Here is a 15308-nt window from a genome sequence, read left to right as displayed (position 1 = left end):
ACCCGGTCTTTTTTTTTATCAGTAACTCTCCGATTCATTCGGGAAGTCCATACTTTTTACGTCCCTAATGTAATTGCCGAAGGCTTCCATCATGATCCCTTCAAGATCTGCATACCGACGAAGGAATCTTGGTTTGAATTCCTGTGTGATCCCGAGCATGTCGTGCATCACCAACACCTGCCCATCAACCCCACCTCCTGCACCGATGCCAATCACAGGGATACTGACACTATCTGCTACTTGTTTGGCCAAGGCCGCAGGTATTTTTTCCAGGACAATGGCAAAACAGCCACAGGCCTCCAGCATTTTGGCATCTTCCAGTAACTTATTGGCTTCTGCTTCTTCCTTTGCACGAACCGTATAAGTTCCGAATTTATAGATCGATTGTGGCGTCAAGCCCAAATGGCCCATCACCGGTACTCCTGCGCTAAGAATCCTGCTTACTGATTCCTTGATCTCAGATCCCCCTTCCACTTTGACTGCATGGGCACCTGATTCTTTCATGATCCGGATTGCTGACCTCAGCGCCTCTGAGCTGTTTCCCTGATAATTACCAAAAGGAATATCCACAACAATAAATGCACGCTTCACGGCTCTGACCACGGATGAGGCATGATAAATCATCTGATCCAAAGTAATCGGGAGGGTGGTTTCGTGTCCGGCCATCACATTGGATGCCGAGTCACCCACCAATACGATATCAATCCCAGCTGCATCGACGATTTTAGCCATGGAATAATCATAGGCCGTGAGCATGGAGATTTTCTCTCCTCTATCCTTCATTTCCTGAAGAATATGGGTGGTGACTCGCTTGATACTTGAAGAGGAATGAACAGACATTAGGTTTTACTGAAGATGGACTGAATAATTATCCCCTGAAAAATCAACCAGGATATGATCATTCAGTGTAGTTGCAAGTTCGTATCCGGTATAATCCGGTCTGAGTGGGAAAAGCCCATGGGCTCTGTTTACCAAAACGGCAAGCTCCATTTTATGGATTTTTCGGTCCAAAAAGGGCTTCATAGCATAAACCAGGGTTTTTCCAGTATTGAGCACATCATCAACCAAAATCAGGGATTTTCCTTCCAGGTCAATATCGGCAGATAGTTTGGTGGAGGAATTTGCCACATCTCTTTTGTCAAGAATTACCTCGACCACTTCGACAGGTAAGCTAGAAATGGCTCTGAGCTCATTGGCCAATAAATCTGCCAAGGTCATTCCCATTCCAGAAATCCCGGCAAAAACCACTCCTGATGAATGGATATTGCGCTCGTAGATCTCATAGGTTATACGAGTGATTTTTTTCTTGATCTGTTTGTGATTGAGTACTTCGCTCATGGGTGTTTTTCAAAAATGAAAATTAGGCCAATTTAGGTTCCTTTCAAAATTAAGCCTTATCTGAATGAATCTTCTTCGCTGAGAATGTTGAGATAACTCTGATATCGGTAGGGGTGAATATATCCTTCTTCGAGTTTTTTCAGGATCATACAACCCGGCTCGTTGACATGACGGCAATTGTTGTATTTGCACTGCCCCAGATACTTTCGCATTTCCGGGAAATAATGAGAAAGCTCGTGCTCCTCAATATCCAAAATCCCAAACTCCTTGATGCCCGGAGTGTCTATCAAATCTCCTCCTTCAGGAAGAAAAAACATTTCGGCAAAGGTGGTGGTATGGACTCCTTTGGAACTAAAGCCCGAAACCTCCTTGGTATCTTGGCTCGCTTCTGGCACCAGCACATTCAATAAAGTAGATTTCCCTACTCCCGAATGCCCCGAAATCAGACTAGACTTATCTTGGATATAAGGCAAAAATTTCTTCCTTAAATCCTTGTCATTTAAGGCAGAAACCTCCAAAACAGGATAACCAAGGGGTTCATATATTTCGTGAATATCCTGCAGCCAATCCGAGGCGTCCTCTCCTTCGATCAAATCCATCTTATTGACTACAATCAAAGCCGGAATCCGAAAACTTTCTGTACTAACCAGAAAACGGTCGATGAAGCCCAAGGATGTTCTGGGGTTCTTCATGGTCACCACCAAGATCGCCTGATCCAAATTGCTGGCGATAATATGGGAAAAATGCTGCTTACGGGTGGACTTTCGAATCACGTAATTCTCCCTAGGGAGAATTTGACGGATCACACCAGTCTGCTGACCTGGCTCCATTTCCAACTCAACCCAATCTCCCACAGCTATTGGATTGGTCAGCTTGAGCTCGTCCTGTTTGAATTTTCCCTTGAGCCGTGCGGAAATCAGCTTCCCTTCCACCTTGACAGTGTACCAGCTCCCAGTTGATTTGACGACTCTACCTTTCATTAGTTAACTGTAAAATCCACAATTTTCTTAGCTGCACCTAAGTTTGACTGAACCCAGTTCTCCGCAGCATTTTTCGCCAGAAGGTAATTTTCCTCCTGCTCCAACATCCCAAAAATACTATTTAATTCCTCAAATGTCCCTACCTCAAAGCCACAGCCCATTTCCACACTTTCGACAGCTTCGGGGAATTTGGAAACTCGTCGGACTTTCCCAAAAATCACTGGGATTCCAAAACCAATAGCTTCCAAAATATTATGTAGCCCCTTTCCAAATGCGCCACCCACATAGGCAACTTTGGCAAATTGGTAAAGTGAAGATAGCATCCCGATATTGTCGATAAATAAAAGGTCAGAATCTTCGCTTTGATCCCACTTGGAATAAAAAATTGATTTAACCTCAAGTGAATTTTCCCAAGAATGCATAGGGGCAGGGCTTAGGTCATGGGGAGCAACAATCCACTTATAGCCCCTAGTTGAATTGATCAAAGGAATCAACAAGTCCATGTCTTCCTGCCAGACAGAGCCCAGCACCACAACTGGCATTTCTTTTTTCCAATGGGCAATTTCGGGAAATTCTTTAGGGCTTTGGGCAGTGTCATTCACCCGGTCAAAGCGGGTATCTCCAGTCAAACTTACCGAATCAATCCCTATGGAATTCAACAACTCAATACTTTGGAGATTTTGAGTGAAAATATGATCGAAGAAATACAACACTTTTCTAAAAAACCCTCCTCTTCTGAAATAGACCTGCTCAGGCCTAAAAGAGGCCGCTATCAAATACAAACTTATTTCCCGCTCCTTAGCCACTTTCAGGAAATGATACCAAAGGTCGTATTTTACAAAATAGGCTTGTTCGGGTTGGATCAAGTCAATGAACCTTTGGGCATTTGCCAAAGTATCCAAGGGCAGGTAGGTGATAAAATCCACCCCTGGTTGAGGTTTTTTGGAGCTGGGAATATACCCTGAAGGGCTGAAAAAGCTCACGACTATCTTTATATCCTGCTTTCTGGATTTCAATTCCTGAATAACAGGTTTTGCCTGTTCATACTCTCCAAGGGATGCTACATGAAACCAAATCAGGGGTCCTGAATTTGCTTTTCGGAATTCTTTAAGCTTGGGGAAAAGCTGTTTTCTTCCTTGATAAAACGTGTTGATTTTGGGAATGAAGAGTGCCACCAAGGGCAAAAGCAAATCTGCCAATCCAATTGCTATCCTGTAGATCCATTCCATTTTTCAAAAATAGCTTTTCATTTTGGAAAACTTCTTCTTCTGATAAGCGAGCATCCTACAAACTGAATGAATGCAGGAGAATTTGTAAAAAAGAAAATACAAGGCATGTTTTTAATCTGAAAAATCCCTACTTTCAAAGATAAGGATCATCCCAAGTATCATTTTCCACCGTAGTTTATCATGATTAGAGTACTTTTCGTTTGTCTAGGCAATATCTGCAGGTCTCCACTTGCCGAGGCCATATTTGACCACAAACTTAAAATCAGTGGGCTTAACGGACATTTCAAATCGGATAGCGCGGGAACTTCTGATTTTCATATCGGGGAGCTTCCTGATGAAAGAACTATCCAGTGCGCCATTAAATACGAGATACCAATCAACCACAGAGGGAGACAGGTCAACAGGACAGATTTCAGGGATTTCGACTACATCATAGCGATGGACGACAACAATCTTAGAAACCTCAACAATCTGAAGGTAAGATTTGGCTATCCTAAAAAGGAAATCCATCTCATGCGCGATTTTGTGCCCGGAAGCAATGGACTACCTGTTCCAGACCCTTATTATGGCGGACAAGATGGCTTTGAGGAGATTTACAAAATTCTCGATGAGGCCATCGATCACTTCCTCACCAATGTAAGGGAGAGACACCAAATATATGTTTGATCTAAACAAGATCTACGAACAAGTACTTTTTGAAAGCCTCGGCCCAATGGCAGAGTTAAAGTCAGCTTCTTTAGTTGCGGCAGGCAACCACAACCAAGGAATACGACTGGACAGTTCAGAAGGCGTTTTTTTTCTAAAACTCAACTTTGATCATGAAACTGATACCTTAAAAAAGGAAGCCGAGGGTTTGGACCTCCTCCGGGGGGCTACCTTCCTAAAAATCCCTGAAGTCAAAGGTTGTGGCCGGGTAGGAGACTATAATTTCCTTCTGTCAGAATTTATAAAACCAGGAAGAATCCAATTGAATTACTGGGAAAATCTAGGATTGGGACTTGCACACCTTCACCTGAGCAATAGCGCTAAATTTGGACTTATTGAGGACAATTATATCGCATCTCTCCATCAGAAAAACCTACCTACAGACAACTGGGTAGACTTTTTTATAGAACAGAGACTGGAACCATTACTCGGAAAGGCCTATTTCGAAAGACTGATCCCTCTGGATTTTTTGAGAAAATTCCAGGATATCTATCCGAAATTGGAATCAGTTTTCCCAGAAGAAAAACCCTCTCTTTTGCATGGAGACTTATGGTCCGGCAATGTGATCTGTACTTCAGAAGGAGATCCCTGCCTGATTGATCCGGCAGTTTATTATGGGCACCGGGAAATGGACCTTGCCTTTTCAAGGCTTTTCGGAGGATTTGATACCAGGTTTTATGAAGCCTATGAATCCATAATTCCTTTGGAACCCGGATTTGAATCCAGAATGGGAATTTACAATCTCTACCCCTTGCTAGTTCACCTGAACCTGTTTGGAACTGCCTATTTGCCCGCTATAGAGCGAATCATCAACCGTTTCATCAAATAAAATAGGTAATGGCTGTACTGATCCGTCCGGCAGAAAAGAAAGATATGCCGGAAATCCTTGAAATCAACAATTTCGAGATACTAAACTCCACGGTCAATTATGATTATACCCCAAAAAGCCTAGAGGAACAAACCCATTGGTTTGAGCAAAAACAACAGGCTGGATTTCCAATATTGGTAGCGGAATCAGATGGGAAAATCCATGGCTTTGCGACCTATGGTACTTTTCGATCAAAACCTGGTTACCGTTTTACAGTAGAACATTCCGTTTATATCTCAAACGGGCTTAGAGGAAAAGGAATAGGAAAAATGCTGATGGAAAATTTGATTGAAATCGCCAGAAAAGAAGGATATCACACCATGGTGGGAGGAATTGACGGTTCCAATGAATCCAGCTATCATTTCCACATGAAGCTTGGATTCAAAGAGGTCGCCCGTTTCAAAGAAACAGCCACCAAGTTTGACCGGTGGCTGGGTTTGATTTTTGTGCAGCTAATGCTCTGATTAAAGGATTTTTTAGACAAGACTTACCTTCTTGCCGGTTTTTACAGCTTCGAAGATGGCATCGATGATTTTCATGTCCTTCACTCCCTCTTCACCATCCACCGGAATCTCAGGTTGGGCACCATCCAGAATAATGGCTGCCATTGCATCCATCTGTGTGGTTTGATGAGTTACGTGGGGCTTTCCCAACGGCCCTTTGTGAGTTCTTCCTTCAATCGGACCGTAGCCAGTGGAAGGCTGCATCTCCGCAAATCCCTGGGTTCCATTGAGGAAAAACTTGTCCAAATTATTCATGCTGTAGGTAGAAAGACAGGAAGCAATTACACCACTTGGGAACCCCATCTGGAAAGTAATGGTCTCATCAATCCCTTCTTTAAATTTGACAGGATCCGTTTTCACTTCTTGTGCCGTCACCCAAATTGGCTCCTCCCCTGTCATATATCTTGCCCCATTGATGGAATAAATCCCGATATCCATCATGGCTCCTCCACCGGAAAGGGCAGGGTTTAGTCTCCATTGCGTGGGATCTCCAATTCTAAATCCACTCAGACCTTGGAAAAATTTGATTTCACCAAACTCTCCAGCCTTTCTCATCCGGACCACTTCCAGGGTGTTTGCTTCAAAATGCATCCGGTATCCGATCAGAAAAAAGACTCCAGCAGCCTTGCAGGCATCTACCATTGCCTGCCCATCAGCTGCATTCACTGCCATGGGCTTTTCACAAATCACATGCTTCCCGGCCTTGGCAACCCGAATCACCTGGTCTTTGTGCAAAGCATTTGGAGTGATTACATAGACCACATCGATGTCAGGATTATCCTTGATTGCATCAAAATTCTCGTAATTGTAGCAGTTTTTATCCGGGATCCCGTACTTGGATTTCCAAGTCTCAACTTTGGATGGGGTACCGCTGATTACGCCCACTAGTTTTGCACGCTTGCAGTCCTGCATGGCTTCAGCTACCCGGGTCCCATAGCTCCCCAAACCCATGATGGCCACCCGCAAAACCCGATCCTGGGAATTTTTACTTAGTGGTTCTGATTTGGATAAAGCAGCATATCCGGGAAAGGAAGGGAGACTCAAAGCAACGGCAGACAATCCTGCTGCCTGAAGAAAATTTCTTCTCGTTTTCATAGATTAGGTTTTGGGTTTGATTGATCAAAATAAGAAAAATAGGGGAGTTTCTCCGATCATTTTTTTCGAGTGGAAACAGGATTTACATCGGTCTTCTTACCACTTGAAAAGTATTTCTTGTCCCCTGCTCCAACAGAACTTCAAAATCCGCTAATTGGGAGTCAACCAATTTTCTTTCAGGATGCAGGATGGTCAGCAATTCCAAGCCTTCGTTGTAGCGGACATCAAAATAAGGATGGAGGTTTTTGAGCAAATTTTCTAGCTTGAAAAGCTCCGAGTCGATGACGATTGAAACACTGATCGCAGAGGTTTGAAGCATATTGACTTTTAACTTGAGGAAATTCAATTGTTCAAAAATCTGCTCTATATGTTTTTCTTCCACAAAAGTGAAATCCGTCACCCGGAAGCTCACCAAAACCTGGTTTTTCTTCAAAACTATTACAGGTAGGTTGTTCGGTTTAGCTCCTCCGTAAATTTTTGTGCCATCAGAATCCGGATCCAAAAAAGACCTTACATAAAGCGGGATATTCAAATTGGCCAGAGGCTTAATCGTCTTGGGATGGATCACTGAAGCTCCATAGTAGGTCATCTGTGCGGCCTCGCTATAGTCCAATTCAGAAAACAACTGAGTATCCTCAAACAATTTGGGGTCAGCATTTAAAACTCCGGGCACGTCCTTCCAAATCGTAACAGAGGCAGCTTTTAGACAATTACCGAGTATTGCTGCAGTGAAATCAGATCCTTCCCGGCCTAAAGTGGTCATTTTCCCCTTGGCATCAGCTCCAATAAAGCCCTGAGTCAAAACAGGGTACTGATCCAGTTTAGGCTGAAGCTGTACCCTGCAATTTCTTTTGGTTCCTTCCCAATTGACTTTCGCGAACCTGAAACTACTGTCTGTGGCAACAATTTCCCGCGCATCCTGCCAAATGACAATCAAACCCTGATCGCATAAATATTCCGAAACAATCCTTGAGGAAAGCAATTCCCCATAGCCTATAATCCTGTCATAAAATTCATCGTAGTTCTTTTCGGTCAACTCCCGCTCCAGTTCTTTTCCCAACTGGATGAAGAGATTTTCCAAGTGAGCAAAAATCACATGTCCGTTATCGAAAAGTTCCGAACAAACCCCCAAATGATAGTCTTTAATAATTGAACTATTCTCAGAAAAATCCTTTCCCTTCAATTTCAACTCCAATAATTTTTCCAAAGAATTCGTGGTTTTTCCCATGGCAGAAACCACCAGCAACATATTTTTTCGCAATCGATTACGTAAAATTTCAGCTATGTTTTTAACTGCAGGAGCATCTTTAACAGAAGCGCCACCAAATTTGTAAACCAATGTTTTTGGCATAAGATTTTATTCCTAATTTTCGGAGAGTATAAACCCAAATATTGTATTTTTCCAATAGATGCAAATTCTACCTTACCAGCCAGACCAGTCCGGAATGGCTTACCCAGTCGGCACCACCCTGGATCGTTTTATCAAGCTTAAACAAAGTGATTTCCCATTCGCCTCAGGAGAACTATCCCAACTTTTGAGGGACATCGCCTTAGCAGCGAAGATAGTCAATCGTGAGACGAATCGCGCAGGACTTGCCAATATTGGCGGGGCCTTTGGCCAAACCAATATTCAAGGCGAAGAACAGCAGAAACTTGATGTCATCGCAAACATCCGTTTCATCCGTGCGCTTAGTAAAGGAGGCGAAGTCTGTGCCATAGTTTCAGAGGAGGAGGACGCCGTCATTGATTTACAAAATAGTTCCGGGAAATATGTCGTGGCCATTGATCCTCTTGATGGAAGTTCCAACATTGATGTAAACATCAGTATAGGCACTATCTTTTCTATCTATAGAAGAAAAACCCCCATTGGGAGCCCAATACAGGAAGAGGATATTATGCAGCCCGGTTCGGAACAGGTAGCCGCAGGCTATGTACTCTATGGCTCATCCACTATGTTGGTTTATACTACCGGATTTGGGGTCAATGGATTCACCTATGAAACATCCTTGGGAGAATTTTTCCTCTCACATCCAAACATCAAAGCTCCGAAGGTTGGGAAAATCTACTCCATAAATGAAGGCTCCGAACCGGAATGGCAAATCGGGATAAAAGATTATATCCTCCAATGCAAGCAAAACGGCTATTCTTCGAGATATATAGGCTCCCTGGTAGCGGACTTTCACCGAAACTTGCTCAAAGGAGGCATTTATATTTACCCCGCAACTTTAAAGAATCAATCAGGGAAACTCCGCCTACTTTATGAGGCCAATGCGCTGGCATTTATTGCTGAGCAGGCAGGAGCTTTGGCAATTGACGGAGAAAAAAGAATACTGGAAATCATACCGAAGTCACTTCACCAAAGAACCCCGCTTTTGATCGGTTCCTCTGAAATGGTCCTTGAAGCACAAAGCATGTTGCAAAAATCAAAACTTCCATTGTCTCAACAAATGTCTGAATCATTAGAAGGCTAAGCTTATCTTCGAAATTCTTATCTTAGGGCTTTAAAACCAAAACTAATGCAACTGAAAAAATCCCATTTTGTAGTGGCTGCAATTTCTTCAGGAATTTTAATGCTGAATTCCTGTGAATCCAAACAGGCTGAAGTGACCCAGGAGCCTATTGATGAAACCTTTGCAGTCCAAACTGAAAAACTACTGATTAAAGTAGACACTCTTTATTCAGACTTTGAAAATCCCTGGGGAATGACTTGGCTTCCTGACGGAAGAATGCTTGTCACCGAACGAAAAGGAGAAATCCTCATCTTCAAAAATGACCAGTTTACTGGAGAAAAAGTCCAAGGCCTTCCAGAAGTCCACGAAGTCAACCAGGCCGGATTACTGGACATTGCAGCACATCCGAATTATGAGGAGAATGGCTGGATTTACATTGCCTACGCCAAGAATTTCCCGGACAACAAAGGTGCGCTGACCATCATGCGATTTAAGCTGGACGGAACCAATGCAGTACAGCAGGAAGAATTGATCACTGCCGGACCTCCATGGGAAGGTGGAAGACATTTTGGAAGCCGTATTGTTTTTGACAATGACGGATATCTGTATTTCTCAAACGGCGACAAAGGCAACAAGCCCGAAAATGCTCAAGACCTGACAAATGCTCACGGTAAAATCCATAGAATCCATGATGACGGACGAATTCCAGCTGACAATCCTTTTGTCAATGTGGAAGGTGCTGTTCCTTCAATCTGGACCTATGGAAACAGGAACCCTCAAGGTTTGATCTACGACAAAGCGAATAACAGACTTTGGGAAGTGGAACATGGACCTATGGGTGGAGATGAACTGAATCTGCTTGAAAAAGGGAAAAATTACGGATGGCCTGTGATCACCTACGGCATCAACTACGATGGCACTCCAATCACCGACATCACTGAAAAGGAAGGCATGGAGCAACCTGTAACCTACTATGTACCTTCAATTGCAACTTGCGGGATGACCTTGGTCACTTCAGATCGATATCCAGCATGGAAAGGAGACATCCTGATCGGAGCCTTAGCAAAAATGCACATCAACAGAGTGGATTTGGATGGAACTACTGTAAACTCCAAGGAAATCATGCTTCAGGATATTGGAAGAGTAAGACAAGTATCCGAGAGTCCTGACGGTTATATCTACGCAATAACAGAAGCTACCGGATTGATGGTAAAATTGATCCCAATCCGATAATTCGGACCTATGAATAAAATAAAAGCCTTCTGTAAAAAACAGAAGGCTTTTCTTTTAGTCTCTTCTCTAGGAGCTAGACAAAATCCACATCCACATTAAATGGATATTTCATCAGAAATTGAAGTGCTTCTTCTATTTCCAAATCTTCAAAAAGCACTCTGTGTAGATTTTCAGTGATGGGAGCCCTTAAGTTTGTGGTAGACAAAAATGCCTTGATGATTTTTATGGTATTGATCCCCTCAGCCACTTCCTCCATTTCTGATTGAATTTTCTGAAGAGAGTCCCCCTTTGCAAGACGATATCCTACCGTGAAATTTCGGGAATCTACAGAATTGCAAGTAGCAACCAAGTCTCCAATACCAGCCAATCCAATAACTGACTTCACACTTCCTCCCAAGGCGTTGCTGAGATGGACCATCTCCACCATCCCACGGGAAATCAGCAAGCCTTTTGCATTTTCTCCCAAGCCCAAACCTGCCAAGGCTCCTGAAGCAATAGCGATAATGTTTTTCAGGACTCCACTCAGTTCTACTCCGATGATGTCCGAATTGCCATAGACCTGAAATTTCTCTGATCTCAAGAGCCGTTGTCCCTCCAGAATCACCTCATTGTACTTACTTGCCACCACAGTAGCTGCCGGCTGTCCCTGACTGAGTTCTTTGGAGAGGTTGGGACCAGCAAGACATCCCACGCGGACAGCCACCGTTTCTTGCTGAATCACCTCGCTCATGGTGAGGATTTGGTTTCTTTTGATTTTCTGAATGGTCTCCAGAGATTCCCCAGGGGATAAGTTCAGACAAAGCCCCTTAGTCCCATGTATCAATAAATGATAGGGATGCAAATAGGGAGAAAAAGTCCGGACTACTTCCTGAAAACCCGAGGAAGGCACCATAAAAAAGAGAACATCGCATGAGGCGCATATCTCTTCCGGGTCGTGAGTCGCAACAATGGATTCATTAAAATTCCGACCTTGGGAATGATGGCTTCGGTTGATTTCCTCTACCACTTCTTCTTTCCGGGCATAAACCATTACCTTGCTTTTTTCGGCAAGCATATTGGCAATGACAGTTCCAAAACTCCCTACACCGACTACTCCGATTTTTTTCACATTAGAAGAGTTTTTCGAGTCCATATCCATCAAGTCTGTTGTGGTAAAAGTAAAGTAGGCTCATATCCTCAGTGGTGATATCCATTTGCTTCGTGAAAATCAAAGGACGCTTGGCATGATACATTCCCACATTATCCAAGCCATGTTTGATGATCTCATCCATGGGTTTCTTCATGTGCGGGGCAATATTGATCTGCCCTTCTTTTTTCAATTCCAAAATTCTATCCAGAACCCTCTGACAGGCACTTTTAAACTCCTCATAAGGAATTGAAATCTCATCTACTGGTAACCGGATCAGGTCAAACAAATCCATCATCTTGTTTCTGGATTTAATGAGTTCAAAAGCAGTAAATGCCACTAAATGTGAACTGAAGACCCGATTGATTTTATGGAATTCCTCTACGATACGCTTGCCCAGCATATTGGTGTATTCTTCCTCCCGCTGCTGGTCCACAGTGATTTTCCCATTCGAAACAAAATAATCCCGGGTATCAATAAGGCGCCCTTTTCTATCGATAGTCTCACCCTCCTCATTTACATAATTCCCCAATACATCCATCGCCCTTCCCACCGAAACGGAAATGTCAGAGCCCTTGGTAAAGAACTTCACCAGGAATTTGGAGATTTTGTAAGAGTTGGAAAACTCATCATTCTCTTTGTAGTAGCGCTCCTGCCCGGTAATGCTCAAATAATCCCGGATCAAACTTGGCGCCTCCAAAACAAAATGGTAATTGATCGTAACCGGTACGATAAAGATCTTTCCTGAAATATCATCTAAGCCGGATTGGTAATTGGCTCTTTGGGCCTCAATGGCTGTTGAGAGCAATCCCAACTTCAACTTGGATTCAATATTCCCACTTCTGCTTCGGGTTCCACCCGGAAAAAACAAACTATGACAACCGAACTGAAGAGCTTCTTTGGAATAGGTCTTCAAGGTCTCCAGATACATCAGGTTTTTCTTTCTTCTATCCACCTTGTAAGCTCCCAAAGCATTCATGAAATAGGCAAAAATCGAGATATTGAATAGGTTCAAACCTGCTCCATAAATAAATGGAGGAAGCCCCAAAACCGAAATAGTCCAGCCAATCAGAATACTATCCAAATTGGAAAAGTGGGTTGGAACCATGACAATCGTTCCTTTGGTTGCCAAATCCCTCAACTGGTCGGTTTCACCTCGAATCTGTATTTTATCCTGAAGGGTATATTGGTTGCTGAAAATTGAACGAAGTCCTTTTACCCTAGCTGCATTGAGCAACCTGGAAAACCCAAAGGCAACCGCACTTCGAGTGAATTTATAATGTGCAGGTTTGAAGTTACTGGCTATCTCCTCCGAATACCGGGAAGTAATCATTCCCACCAATTTCTTGTATTCCTCAAGCCTTTCAGCTTTTGTTAACTTTACTTCAGGGTTACTTTGTAACAAGGAGGATTTGATTTCCTTCCAAAAATCAGCCTCATCATCGGGATCAACAGCCCAGGGGTTTTCCTTTATCCGTAATTTCTCTCTGTAAAGAGTAGTCTCCAACTCTTCCTTTAGGATATCAGGGTTGTTTCCAGTCAAGGAAAGAATCCTTTCCTGAGATTTCTCGGACACTTTTTTTACAAACTCCTTCCGCTCTCTCGCCAGCTTCACAACAGGCCATTCTTCCTTACTCGGAATAATTGGAGCGTATTTATGTTTGATGTATTTATCCTCCAAGGGGCTTTTCTTTTAAAATACGTCCAAAGATAATCAAATAGAACGATCCATTGGGACAGAAACCAACATTAGGAAGGACCTATCTGGCTTTTGATTTCATCAAAAATGCCAAGGCAAGCGAGGTAAAAGTTCCCATTACAACTGCCCCAATGACGGATTGAAGCATGTAATAGTTCAAATTAAAATAGGAGGTTGCAGCCTCTTCCGTCATCAGCCCATTTTTCACCGAATATTCGATCACATTTGAAAAATATTCCGGGGTAATTACCGTACTGATTATGTATTGGTTGAGGGGACTTAATACCGCTACCACCGAGGTAATGACCATTCCCGAAACAAAACCCTGCTTAAAATTCATAGTCCCCTGATAGAAATTTTTCTTTTTGTCCAACAAGGCGAACACATAAACCAAAATTGCCGGAATGGCAAAGAAATTGGTATTGACAGCGTGATCTGCAATTTTTTCATCATGCCATCCCAAAGATTTTTCCATGACCATCCAAAGAAGCGTAGTCAAAAGGAAAATCGCCCCCCATTTAAATTCAATTTTCCAGTTTTTCATAAAAGATTAAGTTTTGGTTTACAAGACCTTATACAAAGTACATAAAATTGCAAAACGATTATTCATTTTACGTGTTAGAAAAGCAATGACTCTGATTCCCTTGCCGATGTGAGAAAGGGTATTATTTTTACGGCACCAAAGACTGCATGAAACCTGACCTCAAACAAATACAAGTTCCCATAAAAACCGAAATGGTTCTTTTCGAACAAAAATTTCGGGATTTTATGAAAAGCAAGGTCAAGCTTTTGGATCATATCACCAACTACATTGTCAAGCGTAAAGGAAAGCAAATGCGTCCGATGTTTGTTTTTTTGACGGCAGGAGTTTGTGGTGAAATCAACGAATCCTCACACAGAGGGGCTGCTTTGATCGAATTGCTTCATACCGCCTCCTTGGTTCATGACGATGTGGTCGATGACGCCAATTACCGCAGAGGTTTTTTCTCAGTTAATGCTCTTTGGAAAAACAAAATCGCCGTATTGGTAGGAGACTATTTGCTTTCCAGAGGACTCTTGCTCTCTGTAGAACATGGTGATTACCATTTGCTACAGATTGTATCCAATGCCGTCAAGGAAATGTCGGAAGGTGAGCTATTGCAAATGGCCAAGGCAAGAAAACTCGATATCACCGAGGAAGTCTATTATACCATCATCCGTCAAAAAACTGCCAGTCTAATGGCATCTTGCTGTGCCGTGGGTGCTGCAAGCACCAACAGCAACCAAGAAACGGTAAGTAAAATGAGGGAATTCGGCGAAAAGGTAGGAATGGCATTCCAGATCAAAGATGATCTTTTTGACTATGGGGACGAGGAAATCGGCAAACCCGTTGGAATAGACATCAAGGAAAAGAAAATGACGCTCCCGCTGATCTTTGCTCTTAACAAAGCAGACTGGTTGGAAAAGAAAAAAATCATCCATTTGATCCGTAACAGATCGGAAGACAAAAAAGCTGTCAGTCAGGTCATCGAATTTGTCAAGAAAAGCGGGGGACTGGAATATGCCAAAGAAAAAATGAACGTTTTTTACCAAGAGGCTCTGGATATCCTGAATGAATTTCCTGATTCCAACTACAAGCAATCCCTCTCGGATTTAGTCAGCTATTCCATAGAACGGAAAAAATAATTCTTTTTCCAGCGATTAACCTTTCACCTTATTCTGCCCAATCATGAACCTGATTGAAAAAATCACAAGCTCTCCAGAATCCATTTTATTCCCCGAGGTAATTGCCTACATAGACGAGCATTACGCATTTACCCCTACTCGCTTCACCAATGGAAAAACCACCAATGAAGCCAACCAAAACAACGGTTCATGCAAAATCTTCGCCTTTGCCCAACTGATGGATTTGGACAAGAAGTCAACGCTCCAGCTGTTTGGGGAATATTATCGGGAAGAGGTTCTGCAAAATCCAGAGGGGTCTGACCATCAAAACATCCGGAATTTTATGGAACATGGCTGGGAAGGAATCCACTTTGAAGGAAACCCCCTCACCAAAAAATAAAACAAAAGTATTTTCATACCCCAACAAAAAAAGAGGCT

General features: G+C 42.9%; 16 protein-coding genes. 7 read left to right on the top strand and 9 right to left on the bottom strand.

From position 1 onward, the window contains the following. Positions 1-18: 18 nt before the first annotated feature. From panB to P2G54_RS03575, 4 genes are read right to left on the bottom strand one after another with little or no spacing between them, the layout of a single operon-like run. Entirely contained in the window at positions 19-840 is an 822-nt protein-coding gene (gene panB / locus P2G54_RS03590) for a 3-methyl-2-oxobutanoate hydroxymethyltransferase (RefSeq protein ID WP_275868252.1), read from the bottom strand. Positions 841-846: 6 nt separating this feature from the next. After that, positions 847-1338 carry a phosphoribosyltransferase family protein gene (locus tag P2G54_RS03585; RefSeq protein ID WP_275868251.1) on the bottom strand — a complete coding sequence of 164 codons (492 nt, stop codon included), beginning with the start codon at positions 1336-1338 and terminating at the stop codon, positions 847-849. Positions 1339-1394: 56 nt separating this feature from the next. Further along, positions 1395-2318, bottom strand: a complete 924-nt coding sequence (gene rsgA / locus P2G54_RS03580; RefSeq protein ID WP_275868249.1) for a ribosome small subunit-dependent GTPase A — start codon at positions 2316-2318, stop codon at positions 1395-1397. Then, positions 2318-3547, bottom strand: a complete 1230-nt coding sequence (locus tag P2G54_RS03575) for a glycosyltransferase N-terminal domain-containing protein (protein WP_275868248.1) — start codon at positions 3545-3547, stop codon at positions 2318-2320. The genes rsgA and P2G54_RS03575 overlap by 1 nt, the downstream gene beginning before the upstream one ends. 180 nt (positions 3548-3727) lie before the next feature. Between P2G54_RS03575 and P2G54_RS03570 the strand changes: the two genes are divergently transcribed. Genes P2G54_RS03570 through P2G54_RS03560 form a run of 3 tightly spaced genes read left to right on the top strand, consistent with a single transcriptional unit; the run spans position 3728 to position 5584 of the window. Next, positions 3728-4213 carry a low molecular weight protein-tyrosine-phosphatase gene (locus tag P2G54_RS03570; protein ID WP_275868246.1) on the top strand — a complete coding sequence of 162 codons (486 nt, stop codon included), beginning with the start codon at positions 3728-3730 and terminating at the stop codon, positions 4211-4213. Continuing rightward, positions 4206-5081 (top strand): fructosamine kinase family protein, encoded by an 876-nt coding sequence (locus P2G54_RS03565; RefSeq protein WP_275868245.1) that lies wholly within the window; start codon positions 4206-4208, stop codon positions 5079-5081. Before P2G54_RS03570 ends, P2G54_RS03565 begins: the two co-directional genes overlap by 8 nt. An 8-nt stretch (positions 5082-5089) precedes the next feature. Further along, the gene (locus tag P2G54_RS03560) at positions 5090-5584 is read left to right on the top strand and encodes a GNAT family N-acetyltransferase (protein ID WP_275868243.1); all 495 of its coding nucleotides are present in this window, start codon (positions 5090-5092) and stop codon (positions 5582-5584) included. A 12-nt stretch (positions 5585-5596) separates the two neighbouring features. On the opposite strand, the gene P2G54_RS03555 is transcribed toward P2G54_RS03560, so the two are convergent. Both P2G54_RS03555 and P2G54_RS03550 read right to left on the bottom strand, forming a co-directional pair. Then, positions 5597-6718 carry a Gfo/Idh/MocA family oxidoreductase gene (locus tag P2G54_RS03555; RefSeq protein WP_275868242.1) on the bottom strand — a complete coding sequence of 374 codons (1122 nt, stop codon included), beginning with the start codon at positions 6716-6718 and terminating at the stop codon, positions 5597-5599. A gap of 82 nt (positions 6719-6800) precedes the next feature. Next, positions 6801-8069: an aspartate kinase gene (locus tag P2G54_RS03550; protein WP_275868240.1), complete on the bottom strand. Its 1269-nt coding sequence runs from the start codon at positions 8067-8069 to the stop codon at positions 6801-6803. Positions 8070-8127: 58 nt separating this feature from the next. Between P2G54_RS03550 and fbp the strand changes: the two genes are divergently transcribed. Together fbp and P2G54_RS03540 are read left to right on the top strand one after the other, a co-directional pair. Then, complete coding sequence (fbp, locus tag P2G54_RS03545) at positions 8128-9189, top strand: class 1 fructose-bisphosphatase (protein WP_275868238.1); 1062 nt, start codon at positions 8128-8130, stop codon at positions 9187-9189. A 45-nt stretch (positions 9190-9234) separates the two neighbouring features. Continuing rightward, positions 9235-10401, top strand: a complete 1167-nt coding sequence (locus tag P2G54_RS03540) for a PQQ-dependent sugar dehydrogenase (RefSeq protein ID WP_275868237.1) — start codon at positions 9235-9237, stop codon at positions 10399-10401. A gap of 73 nt (positions 10402-10474) precedes the next feature. Here the strand turns inward: P2G54_RS03540 and P2G54_RS03535 are convergent, their stop codons facing one another. From P2G54_RS03535 to P2G54_RS03525, 3 genes are all read right to left on the bottom strand, one after another. After that, positions 10475-11533 (bottom strand): NAD(P)H-dependent glycerol-3-phosphate dehydrogenase, encoded by a 1059-nt coding sequence (locus P2G54_RS03535; RefSeq protein WP_275868235.1) that lies wholly within the window; start codon positions 11531-11533, stop codon positions 10475-10477. Beyond that, entirely contained in the window at positions 11511-13208 is a 1698-nt protein-coding gene (locus P2G54_RS03530; RefSeq protein WP_275868233.1) for a 1-acyl-sn-glycerol-3-phosphate acyltransferase, read from the bottom strand. Before P2G54_RS03530 ends, P2G54_RS03535 begins: the two co-directional genes overlap by 23 nt. Positions 13209-13287: 79 nt before the next feature. Next, on the bottom strand, positions 13288-13770 hold the full coding sequence (locus P2G54_RS03525; RefSeq protein WP_275868232.1) for a DUF4199 domain-containing protein: 483 nt from the start codon (positions 13768-13770) through the stop codon (positions 13288-13290). Between the two features lie 146 nt (positions 13771-13916). Here P2G54_RS03525 and P2G54_RS03520 point away from each other — a divergent pair, with 146 nt between their 5' ends. Both P2G54_RS03520 and P2G54_RS03515 read left to right on the top strand, forming a co-directional pair. Beyond that, the gene (locus tag P2G54_RS03520; RefSeq protein ID WP_275868230.1) at positions 13917-14891 is read left to right on the top strand and encodes a polyprenyl synthetase family protein; all 975 of its coding nucleotides are present in this window, start codon (positions 13917-13919) and stop codon (positions 14889-14891) included. A 43-nt stretch (positions 14892-14934) separates the two neighbouring features. Beyond that, entirely contained in the window at positions 14935-15270 is a 336-nt protein-coding gene (locus P2G54_RS03515; RefSeq protein ID WP_275868228.1) for a HopJ type III effector protein, read from the top strand. Positions 15271-15308 lie beyond the last annotated feature (38 nt).

The organism is Algoriphagus sp. CAU 1675, assembly GCF_029222925.1.
Lineage (GTDB): Bacteria > Bacteroidota > Bacteroidia > Cytophagales > Cyclobacteriaceae > Algoriphagus.
Note: the sequence above shows the minus strand (reverse complement) of the source record. Positions and strands in the feature narration are given on the sequence as shown.